The following is a 22,207-nucleotide window of genomic DNA, read 5'->3' as shown; positions in this document are numbered from 1 at the left end:
CTAGCTGGCGGTGTTGTAGCGCGATTCCATGCGCTCGATGAGCTGTTCGAGGCCGCCGTTGCGAATCTGCGAATTGAACTGCCCGCGGTAGTTGGTCACGAACGACAGATTGCCGACGCTGCCGTCGTAGATCTTCCATTCGCCATCGACCACGTGCAGCTGGAAGGTCACCGGCGTCTTCTGGCCGTCGTCGGTGGTCACGATCGCGCGGAAGGTCACGTCATCGGCGCCTTCGGCAGCGCGCACGGGCTGGTATTCGATTTCCTGGCTGTCGTCGAAGCTCAGCAGACCGTTGCCGTAGGTACGAATCAGCATGTTCTTGAACGCGGTCTGGAAGCGATCGCGCTGCTCGGGCGTGGCGGTGCGCCAGGCACGGCCGAGCACCAGCTGCGACATATAGGGCAGGTCGATCAGGGGTACGAGTTCCTGATCGATGAGCTGGTAGAGTTCCTGCGGATTCTTGCGCAGTTCGTCGCGCCGGCCTTCCATCTTGGAAAGCACCGACTGTACCGTTTCGCGAGCGAGCTGGTCGGGCGGTGTGGGGGCTGCCAGGGCCAGCGCCGGCACGAGCAGCGCCACGGCGAAAGCAGTAATCAGAGAGCGCTTAATGCGTAACATCGCGAATCCTCGCAGGGTTGTTCGACAGGAGTGTTCGAATGGCATCGAGTATCGCTGACAGCGATGAATCGAATCTGAATTGATTGTGCGCGAGCGAGATCGCCCGCCCACGAACTAGGGGGCGGGTAGGGCGTTGTTGCCGCTGCCACCGCCGCTCGAACCACCGCCGTTGCCGGAACTGCTGTCGTCCGAGCCCATGCTGGTCATGAACTGGCCGATGAGGTTTTCCAGCACCACCGCACCCTGGGTGATGATGAATTCGTCGCCGTCCTGCATGTTGTCCAGCGAGCCACCGGGGCCGATACCCACGTACTGCTCGCCCAGCAGCCCGGAGGTCAGTACCGATGCGTCCGAGTCCTTGGGCAGCTTGTACTGGCTGCCGATACGCAGGCGCGCTTCGGCGCGATAGGTGTTCTGGTTGAGGCTGATGTCGGCGACACGGCCCACACGGACGCCGGCCAGATTGACCGGTGCGCCAACCTTGAGCCCACCGATATTGTCGAATGCGGCCACCACGGTATATCCGCCGTCCACATCGCTGGTATCCGCCAGGTTGCTCACCCGCATGGTGAGGATAAAGATCGCCGCGATACCGAGGCAGACGAAGAAACCGACCAGAAGCTCTACTGCACGAGACTGCATAGACGAACCCTAATTACTGCCGAAAAGCACGGCAGTCAGCATGAGATTGGCGCCGAGGATCGCCAGGGATGCGATGACGACCGTATTGGTGGTCGCGCGCGACACGCCCTCGGATGTCGGCGGCGCATGATAGCCCTGATAAACGGCGACCCAGGTGATGATCGCACCGAACACGCCGCTTTTCAGAAAGATGTTGACGATGTCTTCGCCGAAGTCGACGTTGCTCTGGATACCCGACCAGTACGAGCCGGCGTCCACGCCGAGCATGTCCACTCCCACGAAATAGCCGCCGCCCGCGCCGATGGCCATTACGCAGAATATCGAGGTCAGCAGCGGCAGGGCGATCACGCCGGCCAGAAAGCGCGGCGCGACGATACGTTTGACGGGATCCACCGCCATCATTTCCATGCCGGATAGCTGGTCGGTGGCCTTCATCAGGCCGATCTCGGCGGCGAGCGCGCTGCCGGCACGCCCGGCAAACAGCAAGCCCGTGACCACCGGGCCGAGTTCGCGTACCACGACCAGCGCGACCGACGTGCCCAGCGCCTCGGTGGCGCCGAAGCCCACCAGCAGACGATAACCCGACAGGGCCAGCACCATGCCTACGAAAATACCGGCCACCACCACGATCACCAGCGACAGCACGCCCACCGAATAGATCTGCTCGACCAGCAGGCGCGGCTTGAGCAGCAGCGACGGCAGGCTCATGAGAATACGCAGCAGAAACAGGGCGCCCCGGCCCAGGTCGGCGATCCACGACGTGGTGGTGTTGAAACCGCGTTGCAGCGCACTCATCAGCGTTTGGCCTCGAGCAGGTCGTTGGCGTAGGGCTCGCTGGCCTGATAGTGGAAGGGCACCGGGCCATCCGCCTCGGCGTGGATGAACTGCTGGACCCATTTAGAGCGGGAGTCGCGAATTTGCTGCGGCGTGCCGTGGTCGATGACCGTACCGTCGGAGATCACGTACACATAGTCGGCGATGCCCAGCGTTTCCTTCACGTCATGGCTGACCACGATGGCGGTCAGGCCGAGCACGTCGTTGAGCCGGCGGATCAGGCGCAGCAGTACGCCCATCGAAATCGGATCCTGTCCGGCGAAGGGCTCGTCGTACATGATCATTTCCGGATCCAGGGCAATCGCGCGCGCCAGCGCCACACGCCGTGCCATGCCGCCGGACAGCTGGGCCGGGTAGAGCGCGCGTGCGCCGCGCAGGCCGACCGCCTCGAGCTTCATGAGCACGATGTCGCGAATCAGCCGCTCGGGCAGCTTGGTGTGTTCGCGCAGCGGGAAGGCCACGTTATCGAATACCGACAGATCGGTGAGCAGCGCGCCGGATTGAAACAGCATGCCCATGCGTTTGCGCTGATCGAAGAGTTCGTTCTGGGACAGCTTCGCCACGTGCCGGCCGTCGAAATAGACCTTGCCGGCGGCCGGGCGCCATTGGCCGCTGATCAGGCGCAGCAGGGTCGTCTTGCCGGTGCCGCTGGGGCCCATGATCGCGGTGATACGACCGCGCGCAATATCCAGATCCACGGATTCGTAGATCACACGCCGGCCAATGGTGAAGTGCACGCCGCGCACTTCGACCAGGTTGTCGGGTACGCCGTCCCGATCGTCAGCCATGGAGGTTTCTGGATTCATTGAGCATTACACACTTAACTTGCGCGCAGCCTATCAGATCGGCAAGGCACCGAGATGTTCCGCGGCACGAACATTTAAAGTGCGGCAGAGCTGCGTACTCAGATCGTCTGCCACCACGTCGAGCGACGCCGGGCCGCCCAGCGCGGAAACCTGGGTCATGGCCAGGCCGTGATAGCCGCAGGGATCGATTCGCGAGAAGGGCTCGAGATCCATGTCCACGTTCAGTGCAAGCCCGTGATAGCTCGTGCCCTGGCGAACGCGCAGCCCGATAGAGCCGATCTTGGCTTCGCCCACATAGACCCCGGGTGCGTCGGGTTTGGCGAATGCATCGATATCGTAGCCGGCCAGCGTGGCGACCATGGCCTGTTCGAGCGCGGTGACCAGGCTGCGAATGCCGATACCCAGCCGGCGCAGATCCACCATCACATAGGCCATGATCTGGCCCGGCCCGTGATAGGTGACCTGGCCGCCGCGATCGATCGGCACCACGGGGATATCGCCGGGGGCGAGCACGTGCTCGGCGCGGCCATTCTTGCCCTGGGTGAACACCGGGGCGTGATTGAGCAGCCACAGCGCATCTTGGCTCTGGTCATTGCGCGTTTCGGCGAAATCCTGCATCGCCCGCCATACCGGCTCATAGGGCTGGGGTGCCCAGCCGAAACGGGTGACCTCGATGAACGGGGCGGCCATGCTAGAGCGCCATCAGCACGGCGCTGTCGTTGCTCAGATCGCCGTAGATCGCATCCAGCTGAGCCTGACTGCGGGCCGTGATGTTGGCCGTCACCGCCAGATACTTGCCGCCGCGGCTGTCGCGGGCGCTGACCGCGCTGCGCTCGAGTTCGGGGGCGTGCTGCTTGATCAGCGTATAGATATGTTCTTCGAAATCGCCGGCATGCTTGCCAAAGGCCTTGATCGGAAACTCGCAGGGGAATTCGAGTAGGGTTTCTTGCTCAGTCATGGGTCATAGCTTGCAGCGCGGCGTGCATGCGCGTCCAGAGCGGGCCCGGTTCGCCGTTGCCCACGCACGCGCCATCGAGCTCGGTTACCGGGAAAATCTCGCGCACCGACGAGGTGATCCATATCTCGCTGGCGCGCTGCAGATCCTCTCGCAGAAGGGTTTGGACTTCCGCGTGCTCGACCTGCTCGCGCGCGGCGAGTTCGAGCACCGCCGCCCGTGTGATGCCGGGCAGAATGGTATCGCGCAGGGCTGGCGTGACCAGGCGATCGTCGATTACCGCGAATACGTTTGAGGATGTCCCTTCCTGGATACAGCCGTCGCGCACCAGCAGTGCTTCGCTGGCGCCCTGCGCCCGAGCCGCGTCGGCGGCCAGCACGTTGGCCAGCAGCGAAGTCGATTTGATCGTGCAGTAGCGCCAGCGTGTATCGTCATGCGTGACCGCGGCGATCCCGTGCGCCAGTACGTCCGGGTCCACGTGCGCGCGACTCTGGCAGAAGGCCACCACCGTGGGCTCGATGTCGTCGGGAATACGATGATCGCGCCTTGCCGGCGCGCCGCGGGTCACCTGGATATACAAAGAAAGATCGCCGCCGCCATTGGCGTCGATCAACCCTGCGATGATCCCGTGCCACCGCTGGCGATCGTAAGGGTCGCGGATACGCAACAGCCCCAGGCTGCGCGCCAGACGATCCAGGTGCTCATCCAGTCGAAAGCCCCGGCCGGCATAGAAGGGCACCACTTCATAGACGCTGTCGGCGAACAGAAAGCCGCGATCAAGCACCGATACGCGCGCCTGGGCCAACGGCAGGAACTCGCCGTTCACGAAAGCCGTGTTCATCGGTGCCACTCCCGGCCGGTCATGCCATTCGCTCGAACCGCAGGCCGGCCCGCCTGCGCGATTCACAGGCGTAAGCCGGCGTTGCAGCTTATTCGAACATCATCATCACTTCGTCGGTGAGCTGGCGGAAGATGCCGCCTTTTTCGATGTCCTTGCCGGCGAACAGGGGCACCTGCGCAAGCGTCTTCGTGTCGTACTTGATCTCCAGCGTGCCCAGGCGCTCGCCTTTCTTGATCGGCGCGAGCAGGGTGGACGGCAGCTCGGCGTTGGTGGTCAGCGCATCGCGCTGGCCGCGCGGAAAAGCCACGTCTACAGCGCCCTTGGCGACCACGGGCAGCATGGTGTCGTCACCTTTCCAGACGCGAACTTCCGCGATCTGCTTGCCGGCATCGAACAGATGGCCGCTTTCGTAGAAGCGGAAACCATAGTTGAGCAGGGCCGCGGTCTGCGCCTTGCGGGCATTGTTGGAATTCGTGCCCGTGACCACCGCGATCGTGCGCATGCCGTCACGCTTGGCCGAGGCCGACAGGCAGTAGCCGGCAGCTTCGGTATGCCCGGTCTTGCCGCCGTCCACGCTTTCGTCCGACCACAGCAGCGAGTTGCGGTTGTACTGCTCGATACCGTTATATGTGAACTTCTTTTCGTTGAAGTATTGCTGATACAGGTCGGGGAAGTCGCTAATGATCGCGCTGAGCAGGCGCGCGATATCGTGGGCCGACATGTAGTGGTTTTCATGCGGCCAGCCGCTGGCATCAACGAAATGGCTGTTCTCCAGGCCGATTTCGCGCGCGTACTGGTTCATGTAGTCGGCAAAAGTGGATTCCGTGCCACCGACATATTCAGCAAGGGCCACGGTCGCGTCGTTGCCGGATGCGGTCACCATGCCGTGGAGCAGGTCGTCCACCGATACCTGCGTACCGACTTCGATGAACATCTTCGAGCCGCCCATGCGCCAGGCTTTTTCGCTGATGGTGACCTTGTCGTCCAGCGAGATATTGCCTTTCTTGAGCTCATCGAAAACGATATAGGTCGTCATCAGCTTGGTGATGCTCGCCGGCTCGACACGCTGTTCGGCGTTCTTGGCCGCCAGCACCTGGCCCGAGTTGAAGTCGATCAGGATATAGCTGCGCGCATCCAGGCTCGGCGGTTCGGGAATCGGCAACGGCTTGGCCCATGCACCGGCCGTGACCAGGAAAAGAAAAACGAGATAAAGCAGGCGTTTCGCGTGGCTCATCGACTTCGGCTCTTTAAGGACAAACAAGGACGGTTGCGAAGCGCGCCAGTTTAGCGCTTCGGGGCGGTTCGGGCTAACGATCGACTTCCTGGGCCGAAAACCCCTGCTCGCGCAGAATCTGGCGGTTCAGGGCACGGCTGCGTTCATCCGGATAGGGTCCGAGTTGAACGCGATAGATCGGGGTGGCGCCGTCCGACTTCACCACGCGCACCTGGGCAAAGCCGGCGTTCTGTAGACGCCGGTTCAGACGTTGCGCATTGGTTGGGTTGCCGAAGGCGCCGGTCTGCAGATAGAGGGTGCCCTCGCTGCGATTCGACGTAGACGGGCCGGCGGGCGCGGCATTCGTACGGTTGGCAACCTGAATGGCGCGGCCGGGCGTGTTCGCGGCTGGCGTTGCGCGGGCGGGCGCTGCGGCCGGCGCGCGCACGTTTGACGAGTACGACGGCTGGCTGCGAAGTGGCGGCGTGGCGTCGGCCACCTGCGTACCGCGATCTGCCGCGCGCTTTTCGGCCTTCAGGCTCGCCGGCGTGACGGTTTCGATACGTACCGGCACGCTGCCGTGGGCGACCACGTCGAGCCGCCGTGCCGCAACATAGGACAGATCGATGATGCGGCCATCGTGGAACGGGCCGCGATCGTTGACGCGCACGATGACATGCTTGCCGTTGTCCAGATTCGTGACCCGGACATAGCTGGGTACCGGCAGGCGTTTATGCGCCGCGGTCATCTTGAACATGTTGTATGGCTCGCCGCTGGAGGTACGCCGGCCATGAAACTGCTTGCCGTACCAGCTGGCGCGGCCGGTCTGGGTAAAGCCTGCCGCGCTCGGCAATACGTAATACGTTTTGCCAAGCGCTTCGTAGCTGGCCGGGTTGCCGTAGCGCGAAGGCGGCTCGTCGCGGGGTACGGCGTCGGGTATCGCGTCGATATCGATATCCTCGTCGTCCGGCGGGCCGTCGTTCTGGTAGTAGCCGCCGCCCTTGCTCGTTTGCGGAGAGGGCGAGCCGCCGCTCGAGCCACCGCGCGGCTGGCTCGCGCAGCCCGCCACGATCAGGGCCAGACCGGCCAGCACCAGTGTGCGCCGCACGCCGATCATCGGTCCGTGTTGCCGCCGGTGGCAGCGTTCTGGCGGGCGAAGGCGATCTCCTGGCCGAGCTGATAGACGGCCATGGCATACAGCGGGCTGTGGTTATAGGTGGTGATCACGAAGAAGTTGTTCAGCCCCAGCCAGTATTCGGTGCCCTGGGCGCCTTCGAACTGCAACAGGCCGACTTCGGCATCGGCGGCCGGCGGATCGTCCACGCGTACGCCCAGCTGGTCGAGCGCGTCCCAGCGATAGGCGGGCTTGCGTTTGCTGCGTTCGATGGCATCCAGGTTTTTGTCGCTGCCGATCCAGGCCGGCAGCGCGACCGGCTCGCCACGGGCCCAGCCGTGTTCGGCCAGATAATTGGCCACCGAGTAGATGATATCGGCCGGTTCTTCCCACAGATCGCGCTTGCCGTTGCCGTTGCCGTCCACCGCATAGGCGCGATAGCTCGACGGCATGAACTGCGGCAGGCCCATGGCGCCGGCATAGGAGCCGATCTCGCGGTCGCAGGCGAGGTCTTCTTCGACGCAGAGCACGATGAAGTTTTCCAGCTCCTTGATGAAATAGTCCGACCGCTCCGGGTAGTCGAAGCCCAGGGTGGCCAGCGCGTCGAGCACGCGATCGCGGCCGAGAAAGGCGCCGTACTTGGTTTCCACGCCGATAATGGCGGCGATGATATTGGCCGGCACGCCGTATTTGGCGACCGCGCCGTCGAACAGCTCGCGGTGCTCTTCGATATAGGCCGCGCCCTTGCGTGCCCGTTCGGGCTGCAGAAAAATCGGCCGGTAGTCTGCCCAGGTGAGCGTGCGCTCGGCGGGCTTGCGCATGGTGGCTACGATCTTGGGCTGGTATTGCGCGTCTTCGAGCAGGGCGCGGGCCGCGTCGATGTCCACCCCGTCGGCTTTTTCGAGGCGTTCGAGCAGGGCCTTGCCTTCCGGGCGTTCGGCATAATTGCCGGTCGCAGCCGTCGCGATCACGGGCACGCTGGTCAGCGCCAGCACGAGCAGTAGGAGGGATCGTGTCATGTGGCGAGCAGTTTCCGATGGGTATGAATGGACATGAGAATGCCGAACGAGGCCAGCAGGATCACCATGGAGGTGCCGCCATAGCTGATCAGCGGTAACGGCACGCCCACAACGGGCAGCAGCCCGGCGACCATGCCGATATTGACGAAGACATAGATGAAGAAAGTCAGGCTCAGGCTGCCGGCGGCCAGGCGTTGGAAGGTGTCCTGGCTTTTGAGTGCGATATACAGCCCGCGGCCCACAATGAAGCAATACAGCGCCAGCAGCGCCATCACCCCGAACAGGCCGGTTTCTTCGGCGAATACCGCGAACACGAAATCGGTGTCGGATTCCGGCAGGAAGTTCAGGTGGGCCTGGCTACCGTTGAGCCATCCCTTGCCGAACAGGCCACCCGAGCCGATGGCGATCTTGGACTGCGAGATGTGATACCCGGCGCCCGTCGGGTCGCGAGCGGGGTTTAGAAACGTCAGCACGCGCTCCTGCTGGTAGTCGTGCATGTTGTACCAGAGCAGCGGCGCGGCCGCTGCGGCCACAAGCACCAGCAGCAGAATGATGCGCCAGCGCAGGCCGGCGAAATACAGGGCAAAGCTGCCGGCCGCGGCGATCAGGAGCGCGGTCCCCAGGTCCGGCTGGTCGGCTACGAGCAGCACGGGTACGGCAATCAGCAGCGCGGCCACGCCCACGTCCTTGAGGTTGGGCGGCAGGCTACGGTCGCGAAAATAGGCGGCTACGGTCAGCGGCGCGGCCAGCTTCATCAGCTCCGAGGGCTGAAAGCGCACCACGCCCAGGTCGAGCCAGCGGCGGGCGCCCATGGCGGTATCGCCCAGCAGGACCACGAGCACGAGCAGAAACACCCCGAAGCCGAATACCCAGGGCGCGGCGACCCGAAACCATTCGGGCGGTATCTGGGCGACCACGAGCATGCCGAGCAGGCCGATACCCAGGCGGATCGCCTGGTTGATGACCACCGCGCTCGACTGGCCGGAGGCGCTATAGAGCACGAACAGCCCCAGCGCGGCACAGCAGGCGAGTGCGACCAGCAGCTGCAGGTCGATACGCCAGTAGACGAGCCACTCCGACAGCGTCGAAGGCGCATTGGTGGCATTGGCGCTCATCGGCCCGCTCCGGTCGACGCCTGCAGCACCGGCGGCTGGCTGCGAAACGCGTCGATCACCTTGCGTGCCACCGGGCCGGCGACGCTGGAGCCGCCGCCGCCGTGTTCGACCAGCACCGCCACCGCGATCTCGGGATCGTCGATGGGGGCAAAGGCAATGAACAGGGCGTGATCGCGAAACTGGTGCTCGACATCTTCAAGATCGGGTGCAGCCTGGTTCTGGGCCAGCTTGGTGACCTGCGCCGAGCCGGACTTGCCGGCGATCGTGTAATCCAGATTCTGGCCCACGTAGTAGTGCGCGGTACCGCGGGGGTTGGTGATCACCTGTTCCATGCCGCTGATGATCACGCCCCAGTGTGCCGGGTCTTCCAGCTTGATCGGACGCAGGGCCGTGGGCCGGGTCTGGTGCATGGTGCCGTCAAGCGGATCGCGCCAGCCGCCCAGCACGTGCGGCTTGTAGCCCTCGCCGCGTTCGGCGATCCGGCTGGTCATCTGTGCGAGCTGCAGCGGCGTCGTGGTCATGAAGCCCTGGCCGATGATCGTATTGAGCGTTTCGCCCGGGAACCACGGCTGATTACGGGTGCCGTTCTTCCAGGCGCGAGACGGCATGATGCCGGAATTCTCGCGTGGCAGGTCGATCCCGGTACGCGAGCCGAGCCCGAACAGCGCCCCGTAGCGGTGAATATTGTCGATGCCGAGCTTGAGCCCGAGCTTGTAGAAATACACGTCCGAGGAGCGATAGATCGCCTCCGGCATATCCACCCAGCCATGCCCCGAGCGTTTCCAGTCGCGATAGCGGTGATTACTGCCCGGCAGCGTGATGAAACCGGGACACCACACCTGCTTGTCGGCGGCGATCTGGTCGGTTTCCAGCCCCGCCAGCGCCATCACCGGCTTGACCGTGGAGCCGGGCGGGTACTGGCCTTGCAACGCCCGGTTGAACAGCGGTTTATGCGGGTCGGATATCAGCTTCTGGTAGTTCACGTGGCTGATTCCGTCGACGAACAGGTCCGGGTCGTAGCTGGGTTTGGATACCAGGGCCAACAGCCCGCCCGTTTTCGGGTCCATGGCGACCACGGCACCGTCCTGGTCGCCCAGCGCGTCGTATGCGGCGCGCTGCAGGCGTGCGTCGATGGTCAGGAACAGGCTCTCGCCTGCGACCGGGCGATTCATTTCCAGTTCGCGCAGCGCGCGGCCGCTGGCGTTGGTCTCGACCACGCGCGAGCCCGGCTCGCCGTGCAGGCGTGATTCGTAGCTGTACTCGACGCCCGACTTGCCGATGTGGTTGGAGCCGCGATAGCGCTTTTCGTCCACGCGCCGCAGATCCTCCAGGGTAATGCCGCCGACATAGCCCACCAGATGGGCCGAGACGTCGCCCAGCGGATAGTGGCGGGTCAGCCCGGCCCGTACGTCGACGCCCGGAAAGGCACCCCGATTGACTTCAAAACGGGCGACCTCGCGCTGGCTGAGATTGAGTCGGATGGGCACACCTCGAAAACGCGGCGTCTTGGCCATGCGATCTCGAAAGCGCTGCAGGTCGGCCTCGCGTATTTCCACGATGCGCGACAGGCGATCGAGGGTCGCGTTCACGTCGTCGACCTGCTCGGGCACGATCTCGAGCCGGTAGGCAGGCAGGTTATCGGCCAGCACCACGCCATTGCGGTCGTAGATGAGCCCGCGTACCGGCGGCATCACCTGAACACGCATGCGGTTGTCCTGCGAACGCGTTTCGTAATAGCCGTAGCGCAGCACCTGCAGAAAACCCACGCGAAAAAGCAGCACGCCCACGAGCACCATGATCGCCGCCCCCGCCACCGCGGTGCGCAGCAAAAACATGCGCCGCTCGGCCGCATGGTTCTTGATCGCGTTATCGGTGACCATGCGGCGTTGAAAACTCCCGTGCCCCAAGGGCCTGCATTAATCTGTTGAAGTATGACGTGAATCGTCGCGCGGCGCGCGAACGGATGCAGCGCCGGCATGCAGCGCAGCGACGCGCCCGGCGGATTTCACCGTGGGTCCGGGCAGCGATCACGAACGTTTCAGAATTCCCTGATCTATCCGACCTCTAATTCGGCGATGCGTTCCAGCAGCGACGCCCAAAGCGGCCAGACGAGCACGGTCGTTGCCACCGGCAGCCAGCGCCACCACTGATTGACCTCGGCCCCGGTTACGCCATCGATCCAGAACAGCGCGAACTCATAGAGTATGAATACCGGCAACAACAGCACGCTCTGCTGCCAGACCGGAAAGCTCCAAAGCAGCTCGCGCATGCGGATGACGAGGTATCCGGCCACGGCCAGCGCGAGCCCGTGTTCGCCCAGCGGGGTACCGTAGATCACGTCGATCAGAACGCCGCTGGTCCAGGCGGCCAGCAGGCCGAAACGCCCCGGCTGCACCAATACCCAAAACAGCACGGTCGCCGGGTAGAGCGCCGGGCGAACCGCCGACAGCGCATCGGGCAGCGGCAGAATGGCCAGAAACAGCGCGCCGCCCAGCGTAGACAGAATAAGCAGGCCGCTGACGCGGCGCTCGGTAATCATGGAGCCGGGCTGTCGCCGTTCGCATCGTCTTTCGCCTGATCCGTGCTGTTGCCCTCCTGGGCCTCGGCAACGGGGTCGAGCGTGTTGTCAGTCCACACCAGCAGGACTTCCCGGCCGCGATTGAGGTGGGCGGTCGGCGTGGCTACGACCTCCAGAAACTCATCGCCCGGCTGGTGGACGACGCTCGTGACCTCGGCTACCGGATAGCCGGCCGGGTAACGCCCGCCCAGCCCCGAGGTCACCAGCAGATCACCCACCTGGATATCGGAATTATTGGCCAGAAACGGCAGGCGCAGTTCGCTGGACTTGCCGCTCCCCTGGGCGATCGTCTGCAGGCCGGTGCGATTGATTTCGACCGGAATGCCGTGATTGGCATCGGTGATCAAAATCGCGCGCGAGCCCATGGGCGTCACGTCCGTGACCTGGCCCATGATGCCGTTGGCATCGACCAGTGCCTGGCCGACGAACACGCCGTCGGTCGAGCCCTTGTTGAGCTTGATGTAGTGTCGATACGGATCGGGACTGACCGAGAGTATGCGCGCGATCAGCACGTTCTGGTCGAGCGAACTGGCCGAGGCGAGCAGGGCACGAATGCGCTCGTTTTCGGCCTGCAGCGACGCCAGGCGTTGCAGGCGCGCCTGCAATAGCAGCACCTTCTGCTCGAGCGCTTCGTTATCGGCAATGAGCTGGCCGCGATCGAAATAGCGGCCCAGATAATGGACCATCTCGCCGGGTAGCTCGGCGATCATCTGAATGGGCTGGGTGGCGACCGCGAGCGTACTGCGGATCGGCTTGAGCGACGTGCTCGCGTGATCGACCATCATCAGGATAATCGATATAACCACGATCGCGACGATCCGAAGGCCTGGCGTAATGCGTCGACCCAGCAGCGATGATTTGTCGTCCTCGGCGAGTCCGCGCACTCAACGCCCCTGAAACCGTGGAATAAACCGTAATTATCGCGCCAGATTAGGCTGGCGCACGGACCTTCGCAACTGTCTTGCAGTCGCGAAGGCGATAGACCGCGGCCTTACTCCAGTGCGAGCAGCTGGCCGGTCTTGCGGTCGATCATTTCCAGGAGAATGCCGCCACCGCGGGCCACGCAGGTCAAGGGATCGTCGGCCACGATCACCGGCAGGCCGGTTTCTTCGGAGATCAGCTTGTCCAGATCGGCCAGCAGCGCGCCGCCGCCGGTAAGCACGATTCCGCGCTCGGCCACGTCGGAGCCCAGCTCCGGCGGGGTGGACTCCAGCGCAAGCTTCACGGCGCTGGTGATATTCGAAAGCGGTTCCTGCAGCGCATCCAGTACTTCATTGGAGTTGAGCGTGAACGCGCGCGGCACGCCCGCGGACAGATGCCGGCCGACCACCTCGATTTCCTTGACCTCGTGGCCGGGGAAGGCGGTGCCGATCTGCTGCTTGATGGACTCGGCGGTGGATTCGCCGATGAGCATGTTGTACTGGCGCCGCACGTAGTTGACGATCGCCTCATCGAATTTGTCGCCGCCGGTGCGCACGGACTCGGCATAGACGATGCCGTTGAGCGAGATGACCGCGACTTCCGAGGTGCCGCCGCCGATATCCAGCACCATCGAGCCGCGTGCCTCACCGATCGGAATACCCGCGCCGATGGCGGCCGCGACCGGCTCTTCCACCAGATACACGCGGCGCGCGCCGGCGTTGGAGGCGGATTCGCGGATCGCCCGGCGCTCGACCTGGGTCGAGCCATAGGGCACGCAGACCAGAACGCGGGTCATCGGCCGCAGCATGCGCTTCTTGTGCACCTTGCGGATGAAGTGCTGAAGCATCTTCTCCGTGACGGTGAAGTCGGCGATCACCCCGTCCTTGAGCGGACGAATGGTGGTGATGTGGTTCGGTGTACGCCCGAGCATGCGCTTGGCATCGTGGCCCACGGCCTCGATACGCTTGCCGCCGCGCGCGTCCATACGGACGGCGACCACCGACGGCTCGTTGAGCACGATGCCCTGATCGCGCGCATAAATCAGCGTGTTGGCTGTACCCAGATCAATCGAGAGATCGTTGAGGAACAGGCCGCGGAAATTGTCGAACATGTAGAGCACACCCGAGGGCAAGTACAAAAAAGCGCGTGGTCGACACGCGCGGCGGGCGCCGCGAAGTCGCATCGTGACGCACTAGGGAACCTGAAAATAGGTCAGAGGTTCATCAGGAGCGCAATGCTAGCAACGGGCATGCGTAACGGCAACGCTGACGACGGCCGCCAAGACACTTATGCTAGTTTTAGCCGCGCGCAGCGCCGCTGCGCTGTGTTTTTCACGCCCCCGTACTGGTTGGAAGAATTACTGTGAGTCTGAGCGAAGAGCAGGTTCGGAATGTGGCCCGTCTGGCCCGTCTCGGCCTCGATGACGACCAGATCGCCGAATATGCCGGCGAGTTGTCGAACATCCTCGAGGTGGTAGCAAGCCTGGAACAGGCTGACACTACCGATGTGGAGCCCATGGCGCATCCGCTGGATCTGGCCGCGCGGCTGCGCGCCGACGCCGCGGTCGCGGTGCAATCGCGCGACGATTTCCAGGCGATTGCGCCCGCGGTCGCCGAGGGCGTCTATCTCGTGCCGAAGGTGATCGAATGAGCGACGAGCGCAGTATCCGCCAGCTGGCGGGCGATCTGGCGGCGAAAAGGCTGAGCGCCGTCGAGTTGACCGACCACTTCCTCAAGCGCATTGCCGCCCACGACGAGCGCCTGAATACGCTGATCAGCCGTAGCGAGTCGGCCGCGCGCGAGCGCGCCGCGGCCATCGATGCCGGCACCGACGCCGGTACGCCGCTGGCCGGGGTGCCGATCGCCCATAAGGACATCTTCTGCACCCGCGGCGTACGCACCAGCTGCGGCTCGCGCATGCTCGACAACTTCGTCGCACCGTATGATGCGACCGTGGTCGAGCGTCTGGCAGCGGCCGGCACGGTGACGCTCGGCAAGACGAATATGGACGAGTTCGCCATGGGCTCGTCCAACGAAACCAGCTTCTACGGCGCGGTACGCAACCCCTGGAATACCGATCATGTACCGGGTGGTTCCTCCGGCGGGTCGGCCGCGGCGGTGGCTGCCGGGATGGTGCCCGCGGCGACCGGCAGCGATACCGGCGGCTCGATCCGTCAGCCGGCGGCTTTCTGTGGCGTGACCGGTATCAAGCCGACCTACGGGCGCGTATCGCGCTACGGCATGATCGCCTTTGCCTCCAGCCTGGATCAGGGCGGCTGTTTTGCCCGCTCGGCCGAGGACTGTGCCGCGGTGCTGCAGGCCATGGCCGGTTTCGACGAGCGCGATTCCACCAGCGTCGAACGCGCGGTGCCCGATTACAGCGCGGCCCTGGCTGCCCAGGGCGACGATTTTCTCAAGGGCATGAAGGTCGGCCTGCCGAAGGAATACTTCGCCGAAGGACTGGACAACGCCAGTCGCGAGGTCATCAACGCCGCGATCGGCGAATTCGAGGCGCGCGGCGCCGAGATTGTCGAGATCACGCTGCCGCATACCGAGCTCGCCGTATCGACCTACTACGTGCTCGCGCCGGCCGAGGCGTCTTCCAACCTGGCCCGCTTCGACGGCGTGCGCTACGGCTATCGCTGCGATAACCCGGTGGATCTGGAAGACCTGTATACCCGCTCGCGCGGCGAAGGCTTCGGCCGCGAGGTGCAGCGGCGCATCATGGTCGGCGCCTATGTGCTGTCGGCCGGCTACTACGACGCCTACTATCTGAAAGCGCAGAAGACGCGGCGTCTGATCGCGCGCGATTTCAGCGATGCCTTCGACAAGGTTGACCTGATCGCCGCGCCCGTGACCCAGGCGCCGGCCTTCAAGCTCGGTGAAAAGCTCGACGATCCGGTATCGATGTATCTCAACGACGTCTATACGCTGCCGGCGAGTCTGGCCGGTTTGCCGGGCATGTCGGTGCCGGCCGGCTTTGTCGACGGGCTGCCCGTTGGCCTGCAGCTGCTGGCGCCGTGGTTCGAGGAAAGCCGTCTGCTCGGGGCAGCGCATGCCTATCAGCAGTCCACCGATTGGCACAGCAAGCGTCCGGCAGGGTTCGAATAATGGCCTGGGAAACCGTCATCGGGCTGGAAGTGCATATCCAGCTCGCAACGCAAAGCAAGATCTTTTCCACCGCGCCGACCGCCTACGGGGCCGAGCCGAATACCCAGGCCAGCGCGGTCGATATCGCGCTGCCCGGGGTGTTGCCGGTGATCAACGGCCAGGTCATCCGCATGGCCACCCTGTTCGGGCTGGCCATCGATGCCGATATCGCGCCCAAATCGGTGTTCGCGCGCAAGCACTATTTTTACCCGGATTTGCCCAAGGGCTATCAGATCAGTCAGTTCGAGCTGCCGATCGTCGCCAACGGGCATCTGGATATCGTGTTGCCCGATGGAACGGAAAAGCGGGTGGGCATCACCCGTGCGCATCTGGAAGAAGACGCCGGCAAATCGCTGCACGAGGCGTTCGATCGCGATACCGGCATCGACCTCAACCGGGCCGGCACGCCGCTGGTCGAATGCGTTTCCGAGCCGGATATGCGTAGCGCGGCGGAGGCGGTGGCCTATGCGCGCAAGCTGCATGCGCTGGTCCAGTATCTGGGTATCTGCGACGGCAACATGCAGGAAGGCTCCTTCCGCGTGGACGCGAACGTCTCTATACGCCCGGTGGGCTCGAGCGAGTTCGGCACGCGCACTGAAACCAAGAACGTGAACTCCTTCCGCTTTCTCGAAAAAGCGATCGAGTTCGAAGTCGAGCGCCAGATCGATGTGCTCGAATCCGGCGGCACCATCGTGCAGGAAACCCGCTTGTACGACCCGGACGCCGACGAAACGCGCTCCATGCGCAGCAAGGAAGAAGCCCACGACTATCGCTACTTCCCGGACCCGGACCTGCTGCCCGTGGTCATCGACGATGAGTTCGTGGATGCCGCGCGTGCCGATCTGCCCGAGCTGCCGGATGCCAAGCGCGAACGTTTCATGACGGAATACGCCCTGGGCCGTGAGGACGCCGCGGCGCTGACGAGCTCGCGCGCCCTGGCCAACTATTTCGAAGCCACGGTGGCAGCGGTGGGTGGCGACGCGGCCAGCCACGGCAAGCCGGCCGCCAACTGGATCATGGGGGATCTGTCCGGTGCGCTCAATCGCGAAGGGCTGGCCATCGCCCAGTCGCCGGTCAGTGCCGAGCAGCTCGGTGGTCTGATTGCCCGAGTGGCGGACAACACCATCTCCGGCAAGATCGGCAAGGATGTGTTCGAGGCGCTGTTCAAGGGCGAGGGCGAATCCGCCGATGCGATCATCGAAGCCAAGGGCCTCAAGCAGATCACCGACAGCGGCGAAATCGAAGGCTTCGTGGATCAGGTCATCGCCGACAATCCCGATCAGGTCGAGCAGTACCGCGAAGGCAAGACCAAGGTCATCGGCTTTCTCGTCGGGCAGGTGATGAAGGCCTCGAAGGGCAAGGCCAACCCCAAGGAAGTCAATCAGATGCTGGCGGCCAAGCTCGCCGAATAGCACAACCGTCTCGCGGGTTTTTTATCCGCGGATCCACGCGTGCCGTCGGTGCGTGTTGATCGATAGCCGCGCGCTCGGTGGCCCGTCTTCGGCCGGCGTCGATCTGCGGACGGTGTACGTCCAGTTTGGAAGGCTCTTGTAATCGGGGTCACAGGCGCCACCCTTAAGCTCATGCAACGCACGCTTTTATTCGATACCCCGGGCCGTTCGACACGCGATATCGCGCACGACGTCAACGCGGTGGTGCGCGAGGCAGGCGTGGCGACCGGCGTATGCCATGTATTCATTCGGCACACCTCGGCCTCGCTGATGATCTGCGAAAACGCCGACCCGGACGTGCGCGAAGACGTGGAACGCTGGATGGCCAAGGCGGTGGTGGATGGCGACCCCATGTTCGTGCACGACATGGAAGGCCCCGACGACATGCCCGGCCATATCCGCAGTATTCTCACCGGTATGGATTTGAGCGTGCCGATTACCGACGGCGCGCTCAATCTCGGCACCTGGCAGGGCATCTATCTCTACGAGCACCGCAGCGCGCCGCATAAGCGCGAGGTGGTGGTTACCCTGTTGCCGGCCGTGGGCTAGGGCGTGTCGCCGGGACGGGTGGCCAGCCGCTGCGCGTTCGAATTGCATGAAAGCGCGGGTTGCAGCGCCGGACGAACCCGACAATGCGGCCGCTTGGCCGGTCGAATAAGCGGTAGTGCCGCTATTCGATGACGCCGCAGTACATGCGTACGCCGCCCTTGCCGTGGCCATGGCCGTGGCCCGCGCTCGCGTGGTTCTGGTAACGATCGGCGGCTGCATGAATCATGATTGAGCGGCCGGCCAGATCGGCAACCCGCAGGCGCGGCGCCAGTACCGGAATGGTTGCCGAACCGTCAGCCTCCACGACGAGATTGGGTAGATCGCCCAGATGACCCGTACCGTAGGGGCCGCCGTGCCGCCCGGTTTCACCCGGGTCGTAATGGTTGCCAGCGGCGGCCCCCGGCGTCATTCGCCCATGCTTCGATGCCGCGCCGCAGTCGGCATGGGTATGAATATGGGCGCCGTGAGCGCCGCCAGCTTCCAGATGATGCAGATCGGGCGTAATCAACAGCCCGTACTCGGTGTCGGAGAACGTCACCACCCCCACGGGCTGGCCGCGGCCGTCGAGGCTGAGGCGATGTATTTCGGTTGGCTTGGAGGCAGCGTTCGTACTGGCGCTGATGATCAGCAGGAGCGATGCAGCGAATGTTGCAGGGCGTATGCTCACTGCGCGCGGGCGATCGGCGCCACCGGCTTCCATTCGGTCACGCCTTCGATCGCATCCTCGCGTTCGCCTATCGTCACCGGTATCGACCAGCGCTTGATCACGGTGTCGGTATCCTCGGACTCGACCTCCCCGAGATAGCCGATTCGAGGATCGACCCAGCCGTAGCGCGGCTGGCTGGAAACCGCGGTCCAGCTGACGTCGCTGCCGGCCTCGTAGCTAGGCGCACCGGCGGGCGCGGCCTTTTGCCAGGTAACGCTATGCCGATTCACCGACACGCCACGTGCGTCGAAGCGCAGCATGGGTTCGGCGTCTGCGCCGCGCACCACCAGCGGTGCATCGCCGGAATAGGATAGAAAAAGCCCGGCCCGCGCACTGCCGTTCATGGCACGGACCCCGACCTCCGGCGCCAGCGCGTTGGTTACACGGGCCTCTGGGATGCCAGTAGGCTCGGGTACGAACTGGAAATGGCCGCGAATGGCGGTGCGCGTGTCACCGTACTGCACGGGAATACGCCACTCGCCGACCTCGGCGGTCTTGCCTTGCTCGCGGACGCCGTCAGCCACGGCCACGGCGTCGGTGCGCAGGCGCAGATCGAACCAGCCCCAGTTTGCGGCCGGTTCGACCACTTGCCAGTTCGGTGCGCGCGAGGCATCGGCGCCGAAGGTGCCCGGCGCCATGAGCGTATTGCTGCGGTGAAACGCCGCGGCGCCCAGGTCGGCTTCGACCCCTTCCGCGCCGATCCGCAGGAACGCACGACCGTTGTCGTCGAACACCGTCAGCGGTTGCTTGCCGGGGTTGGCCACGAGCAGCTGCGGGGCGAGTGTGCGGCGTAGCTGCACCCGCAGGCCTTCAAGCTCGGCCGGCAGCGGGCCGAGCACGGCACGCACGGTCGCACTGTCCTCGTCGCCGGAATGCCCGGCATGCCCGTGGGCCAGCGCGCTCGCCCCAAGCAGGATCAGCAGGCTGAGATGCCGGCTCGCGACCCCGAGCCGGCGTATCGATAGGCGACGCATCATTCGTCTTTTGTATCGTCGTCGGCCACGCCGTCGCCGAGATCCTCGGCCAGGCCCTTGCCGGCTTCGGGCAGGCTGGTGGCCGTATCCACGCCAACGCCCGCGGCGCGCTTGCCGGCCTGAGTCAGCTCGTCTGCCACGGCGGGTGCGCCGTCGATCAGTTCGCCCGGCACGGGAATGATGCTGGTTACGCCCGACAGCAGATCGGTGATCGGCATGAGCGGCGATACCGCTTTGGCGTCTTGTCCGCTACCCAGCAAACCGTTGCTGCCGGTTAGCAGGCCGCCGATCAAACCGTCGCCTCGTTCTGAATCGACAGCCTCCGGAGCCGGTTCCGGTTGATTGATATCACCCTGGCCGGCCGGGTTGGGGGCCACGCCAACGGGGGTCGACACCGAAGGCACGCGCTTGCCGTCGCCGGCTTCGAAACTCGCGAACAGCATGTACTGGCCCGCGGGCAGCACCGCCGGGTTGCCGGTCATCTGCACGGTGAGCGTGTTGCCGCTGCGCGAAACGATCGGCAGCACCACCGCGCGTTGATCGCCGTCGACCAGATGCGTGGTTGCGGTACGGCGGATGAGCATCACCTGATCCACGGCCGGATTGCTTACCGTCACCGTGAACGTGTCGCCGTTGGTTTCGAGTTCGGTGGGCGCGTCGGTGATCACGGGGCGATCGCCGCGCATGGCGTAGGGCGGGGTATAGATCTCGAACGAAGGATCGCGGCTTTCGTAGTTGGCCAGGCCGATGCTGTCGAAATTGATGTTGGACGCATAGGCGGTGTTGATCGGCGAATGGCCACCGATGAGTATGCGCCCGTCCGGCATCAGCAGTGCGGTGTTGTGGTAGGTACGCTTGCGGTGCGCCCGTGCCATCACCTGCCAGGTTTCGGTTTGCGGGTCGAAGCGTTCGGCTTCGCGGATCGCGCCTTCCGCACCGGGGACGACCACGCCGTCGCGATCGCCGCCGGAGAAGATCATGACGCTGTCGTCGGGCATGACCACCGAATAGCCGTACCAGCGCGGCCGGCTCAGCGGCCCGGTCAGGCGCGAGGAATACTGCATTTCGTCGTCGTTGACTTCGACCGTATCGATGCGCGAGGAGGACACCGGCAGATAGCCGCCGGGGCTGCCTACGGTGACGTAGGTGGGGACGCCGCCGGCGGTCAGGAACTCGGCTTCGTGGTAGCCGCCGTTTTCATCCGGGCGCAGGGGCAGCATGGCCGAGAAGGTCGATCCGCGCATGCCGGAGCCGATGGTGCGTTCGAGCGCGCGTGCATCGACCGGCGTATCGGCGAGTTGTTCGATCGCCGCCGCGGGATTACTCACGGTCGTGCCCACCAGGTCGCCGAGCAGGCTGCTGACCTGTTCGCCGTTCAGGTTGGTGGGGTTGAGGGTGCTCGTGAGTTCCTTGAGCCCGATCTCGTTGAACTTGAGCGGCAGCCCGGCATAGCCGAGATCGGTCCACTGCTGGGTGTCGGGATCGTAGGCGGCGACGATATTCCACAGCGCCTGATCGTAGGCCTGGCCAAACGGATTGAAGGCCTGGCCGCCGGCGTTGTAGTAGACCTGACCGTTCGGCAGCAGATGCAGGCGCGGGAACAGCGGCAGGGAGCGCTGAGCGGCGTCGCCGTTCTCGCTCCAGCGGCCGGTATCCAGGTCGTAGGTCTCGGTTTGTGTGACGTTGCGTCCCGAGTTCAACGGCTGTTCCGGATACACCGGCTTGAGCAGCTTGGTGACACCGCTGGCCACGAACACATCGCCGTCGGCGAGGGTGACCAGCGTGGGATACCAGCGCCCGAAGGTCATATCGCCGCTTTGCGTCCACGTATTGCTCTGCGGATCGAAGATACGCGAGGACTTGAGGCCTTCGAGTTCGACCACGCCCACCGGCAGACCGTCCACGCCGGGCTCGGTGTAGTAGTCGGTGCCGCCCACGGCCATCATGCTGCCGTCGGCCAGGAACACCACGTCCGCACAGAACAGGGCACCGTCGTTCTTGGCCGTATTATCGGCCGTGGACAGGATGCCGTTGGGGACACCCGGCAGGCCACGCGCAATGGTTTCGCTGTCGTTGCCGTCCGGATTGGCACCGCCATCGAGCGGCGCGGGCTTTTTCCATGACGGCGTGTCGTCTTCGCCCAGGGTGAGTACGCGTGACTGATCGTTGACGGTCACTTCGCCGAACTCGGCAACGATCGACAGTTCCACGTTCTCGGTGCCTTCCAGGGCGTTGAGATAGACGAAGCGCCCGTCGCCGAGATTGGCCACCGTGCCGGCTGCAGGCTTGCAGCTGAGCGTGCCGTCTTCGCGGGCCAGACAGCGCTCGTCGGTTTCTACCGTTTTACCGTCGACCACGAGCGTGGGTTCGGCGAAGGGTTCGCTGAAATGACCGCCCACCTGTGGCGGCAGGTTGTTCGCGCCAGAGCCCCGGGTGTCGGCGGCAGGCTTGTCCGAAACGGCCTTATCGGCGACCGCGGGCGACTCGGTGGGCGCGTCGCCGGGTGTCGTCTGGGTATCCGGCTTGCCGGCATTGAGCAGCTTGCCCAGGATGCCGTCGTCGAGCGCGGCCAGCGCCGGACTGGATGACAGGCAAAGGGCCAGGGCGGCCGTCGTCGCCGCAGACAGGGTCATGCGCATCGGGTTCTCCTCCGACAACTTCAAGGCAGTTTCGCGGTCTTGCCCGAGTCGTTGTTATTTTGTGTTCGGTCGGAAGCAACCGG

21 protein-coding genes and 1 pseudogene are annotated in these 22,207 nt (G+C 64.4%); 4 read left to right on the top strand and 18 right to left on the bottom strand.

Annotated elements, in window-relative coordinates:
* From ABNU97_RS04950 to ABNU97_RS04880, 15 genes and pseudogenes are all read right to left on the bottom strand, one after another.
* A complete protein-coding gene (locus ABNU97_RS04950; protein WP_348765640.1) occupies positions 1–618 on the bottom strand; it encodes an ABC transporter substrate-binding protein in 618 nt (205 codons plus the stop codon).
* Positions 619–804: 186 nt separating this feature from the next.
* Positions 805–1,260, bottom strand: a pseudogene (gene mlaD / locus ABNU97_RS04945) (outer membrane lipid asymmetry maintenance protein MlaD); the annotation flags it as partial.
* Between the two features lie 9 nt (positions 1,261–1,269).
* A complete protein-coding gene (mlaE, locus tag ABNU97_RS04940; protein ID WP_348765639.1) occupies positions 1,270–2,055 on the bottom strand; it encodes a lipid asymmetry maintenance ABC transporter permease subunit MlaE in 786 nt (261 codons plus the stop codon).
* Entirely contained in the window at positions 2,055–2,882 is an 828-nt protein-coding gene (locus tag ABNU97_RS04935; protein WP_348765638.1) for an ABC transporter ATP-binding protein, read from the bottom strand. The genes mlaE and ABNU97_RS04935 overlap by 1 nt, the downstream gene beginning before the upstream one ends.
* A gap of 51 nt (positions 2,883–2,933) precedes the next feature.
* Positions 2,934–3,590, bottom strand: coding sequence for a lipoyl(octanoyl) transferase LipB (gene lipB, locus ABNU97_RS04930; RefSeq protein WP_348765637.1), 657 nt, complete (start codon positions 3,588–3,590; stop codon positions 2,934–2,936).
* 1 nt (position 3,591) lies between these two features.
* On the bottom strand, positions 3,592–3,858 hold the full coding sequence (locus tag ABNU97_RS04925; RefSeq protein WP_348765636.1) for a DUF493 domain-containing protein: 267 nt from the start codon (positions 3,856–3,858) through the stop codon (positions 3,592–3,594).
* A complete protein-coding gene (locus tag ABNU97_RS04920; RefSeq protein ID WP_348765635.1) occupies positions 3,851–4,696 on the bottom strand; it encodes an aminotransferase class IV in 846 nt (281 codons plus the stop codon). Before ABNU97_RS04920 ends, ABNU97_RS04925 begins: the two co-directional genes overlap by 8 nt.
* Positions 4,697–4,784: 88 nt before the next feature.
* Entirely contained in the window at positions 4,785–5,930 is a 1,146-nt protein-coding gene (locus ABNU97_RS04915) for a D-alanyl-D-alanine carboxypeptidase family protein (protein ID WP_348765634.1), read from the bottom strand.
* Between the two features lie 73 nt (positions 5,931–6,003).
* Positions 6,004–7,017, bottom strand: a complete 1,014-nt coding sequence (locus ABNU97_RS04910) for a septal ring lytic transglycosylase RlpA family protein (protein WP_348765633.1) — start codon at positions 7,015–7,017, stop codon at positions 6,004–6,006.
* Positions 7,018–7,022: 5 nt separating this feature from the next.
* Complete coding sequence (gene mltB, locus ABNU97_RS04905; protein ID WP_348765632.1) at positions 7,023–8,042, bottom strand: lytic murein transglycosylase B; 1,020 nt, start codon at positions 8,040–8,042, stop codon at positions 7,023–7,025.
* On the bottom strand, positions 8,039–9,157 hold the full coding sequence (gene rodA, locus ABNU97_RS04900; protein ID WP_348765631.1) for a rod shape-determining protein RodA: 1,119 nt from the start codon (positions 9,155–9,157) through the stop codon (positions 8,039–8,041). Before rodA ends, mltB begins: the two co-directional genes overlap by 4 nt.
* Positions 9,154–11,037 (bottom strand): penicillin-binding protein 2, encoded by a 1,884-nt coding sequence (gene mrdA, locus ABNU97_RS04895; RefSeq protein ID WP_348765630.1) that lies wholly within the window; start codon positions 11,035–11,037, stop codon positions 9,154–9,156. The genes rodA and mrdA overlap by 4 nt, the downstream gene beginning before the upstream one ends.
* 173 nt (positions 11,038–11,210) lie before the next feature.
* Entirely contained in the window at positions 11,211–11,696 is a 486-nt protein-coding gene (gene mreD, locus ABNU97_RS04890; RefSeq protein ID WP_348765629.1) for a rod shape-determining protein MreD, read from the bottom strand.
* Positions 11,693–12,619, bottom strand: coding sequence for a rod shape-determining protein MreC (gene mreC, locus ABNU97_RS04885; protein WP_348765628.1), 927 nt, complete (start codon positions 12,617–12,619; stop codon positions 11,693–11,695). Before mreC ends, mreD begins: the two co-directional genes overlap by 4 nt.
* 107 nt (positions 12,620–12,726) lie before the next feature.
* Positions 12,727–13,767, bottom strand: a complete 1,041-nt coding sequence (locus ABNU97_RS04880; RefSeq protein ID WP_006915356.1) for a rod shape-determining protein — start codon at positions 13,765–13,767, stop codon at positions 12,727–12,729.
* A 251-nt stretch (positions 13,768–14,018) separates the two neighbouring features.
* Between ABNU97_RS04880 and gatC the strand changes: the two genes are divergently transcribed.
* The 4 genes from gatC (at position 14,019) to ABNU97_RS04860 (ending at position 17,805) form a co-directional block, all read left to right on the top strand.
* Positions 14,019–14,306: an Asp-tRNA(Asn)/Glu-tRNA(Gln) amidotransferase subunit GatC gene (gene gatC, locus ABNU97_RS04875; protein ID WP_348765627.1), complete on the top strand. Its 288-nt coding sequence runs from the start codon at positions 14,019–14,021 to the stop codon at positions 14,304–14,306.
* Positions 14,303–15,766, top strand: coding sequence for an Asp-tRNA(Asn)/Glu-tRNA(Gln) amidotransferase subunit GatA (gene gatA, locus ABNU97_RS04870; RefSeq protein ID WP_348765626.1), 1,464 nt, complete (start codon positions 14,303–14,305; stop codon positions 15,764–15,766). Before gatC ends, gatA begins: the two co-directional genes overlap by 4 nt.
* Positions 15,766–17,217, top strand: a complete 1,452-nt coding sequence (gene gatB / locus ABNU97_RS04865) for an Asp-tRNA(Asn)/Glu-tRNA(Gln) amidotransferase subunit GatB (RefSeq protein ID WP_348765625.1) — start codon at positions 15,766–15,768, stop codon at positions 17,215–17,217. Before gatA ends, gatB begins: the two co-directional genes overlap by 1 nt.
* Before the next feature lie 171 nt (positions 17,218–17,388).
* The gene (locus tag ABNU97_RS04860) at positions 17,389–17,805 is read left to right on the top strand and encodes a secondary thiamine-phosphate synthase enzyme YjbQ (RefSeq protein ID WP_348765624.1); all 417 of its coding nucleotides are present in this window, start codon (positions 17,389–17,391) and stop codon (positions 17,803–17,805) included.
* 121 nt (positions 17,806–17,926) lie between these two features.
* Here the strand turns inward: ABNU97_RS04860 and ABNU97_RS04855 are convergent, their stop codons facing one another.
* The 3 genes from ABNU97_RS04855 to ABNU97_RS04845 are packed head-to-tail and all read right to left on the bottom strand — an operon-like array spanning position 17,927 to position 22,124.
* Complete coding sequence (locus ABNU97_RS04855; RefSeq protein ID WP_348765623.1) at positions 17,927–18,472, bottom strand: superoxide dismutase family protein; 546 nt, start codon at positions 18,470–18,472, stop codon at positions 17,927–17,929.
* Positions 18,469–19,488, bottom strand: coding sequence for a hypothetical protein (locus ABNU97_RS04850; protein ID WP_348765622.1), 1,020 nt, complete (start codon positions 19,486–19,488; stop codon positions 18,469–18,471). The genes ABNU97_RS04855 and ABNU97_RS04850 overlap by 4 nt, the downstream gene beginning before the upstream one ends.
* Positions 19,485–22,124 (bottom strand): galactose oxidase-like domain-containing protein, encoded by a 2,640-nt coding sequence (locus ABNU97_RS04845; protein ID WP_348765621.1) that lies wholly within the window; start codon positions 22,122–22,124, stop codon positions 19,485–19,487. The genes ABNU97_RS04850 and ABNU97_RS04845 overlap by 4 nt, the downstream gene beginning before the upstream one ends.
* Between the last annotated feature and the right edge of the window lie 83 nt (positions 22,125–22,207).

Origin of the sequence: uncultured Salinisphaera sp., from assembly GCF_964012375.1 — a bacterium.
GTDB lineage: Bacteria > Pseudomonadota > Gammaproteobacteria > Nevskiales > Salinisphaeraceae > Salinisphaera.
This window is presented reverse-complemented; position numbering and strand designations above follow the sequence as displayed.

Excerpts from the sequence above, each read along its gene's own strand:
- gatA (WP_348765626.1), top strand. The coding sequence starts at position 14,303 with ATGAGCGACGAGCGCAGTATCCGCCAGCTGGCGGGCGATCTGGCGGCG.
- ABNU97_RS04935 (WP_348765638.1), bottom strand. The coding sequence starts at position 2,882 with ATGGCTGACGATCGGGACGGCGTACCCGACAACCTGGTCGAAGTGCGC.
- mreD (WP_348765629.1), bottom strand. The coding sequence starts at position 11,696 with ATGATTACCGAGCGCCGCGTCAGCGGCCTGCTTATTCTGTCTACGCTG.
- mrdA (WP_348765630.1), bottom strand. The coding sequence starts at position 11,037 with ATGGTCACCGATAACGCGATCAAGAACCATGCGGCCGAGCGGCGCATG.
- ABNU97_RS04860 (WP_348765624.1), top strand. The coding sequence starts at position 17,389 with ATGCAACGCACGCTTTTATTCGATACCCCGGGCCGTTCGACACGCGAT.
- gatB (WP_348765625.1), top strand. The coding sequence starts at position 15,766 with ATGGCCTGGGAAACCGTCATCGGGCTGGAAGTGCATATCCAGCTCGCA.
- mlaE (WP_348765639.1), bottom strand. The coding sequence starts at position 2,055 with ATGAGTGCGCTGCAACGCGGTTTCAACACCACCACGTCGTGGATCGCC.
- ABNU97_RS04925 (WP_348765636.1), bottom strand. The coding sequence starts at position 3,858 with ATGACTGAGCAAGAAACCCTACTCGAATTCCCCTGCGAGTTTCCGATC.
- mltB (WP_348765632.1), bottom strand. The coding sequence starts at position 8,042 with ATGACACGATCCCTCCTACTGCTCGTGCTGGCGCTGACCAGCGTGCCC.
- ABNU97_RS04920 (WP_348765635.1), bottom strand. The coding sequence starts at position 4,696 with ATGAACACGGCTTTCGTGAACGGCGAGTTCCTGCCGTTGGCCCAGGCG.
- ABNU97_RS04845 (WP_348765621.1), bottom strand. The coding sequence starts at position 22,124 with ATGCGCATGACCCTGTCTGCGGCGACGACGGCCGCCCTGGCCCTTTGC.
- ABNU97_RS04880 (WP_006915356.1), bottom strand. The coding sequence starts at position 13,767 with ATGTTCGACAATTTCCGCGGCCTGTTCCTCAACGATCTCTCGATTGAT.
- ABNU97_RS04915 (WP_348765634.1), bottom strand. The coding sequence starts at position 5,930 with ATGAGCCACGCGAAACGCCTGCTTTATCTCGTTTTTCTTTTCCTGGTC.
- ABNU97_RS04950 (WP_348765640.1), bottom strand. The coding sequence starts at position 618 with ATGTTACGCATTAAGCGCTCTCTGATTACTGCTTTCGCCGTGGCGCTG.
- rodA (WP_348765631.1), bottom strand. The coding sequence starts at position 9,157 with ATGAGCGCCAATGCCACCAATGCGCCTTCGACGCTGTCGGAGTGGCTC.
- ABNU97_RS04850 (WP_348765622.1), bottom strand. The coding sequence starts at position 19,488 with ATGATGCGTCGCCTATCGATACGCCGGCTCGGGGTCGCGAGCCGGCAT.
- lipB (WP_348765637.1), bottom strand. The coding sequence starts at position 3,590 with ATGGCCGCCCCGTTCATCGAGGTCACCCGTTTCGGCTGGGCACCCCAG.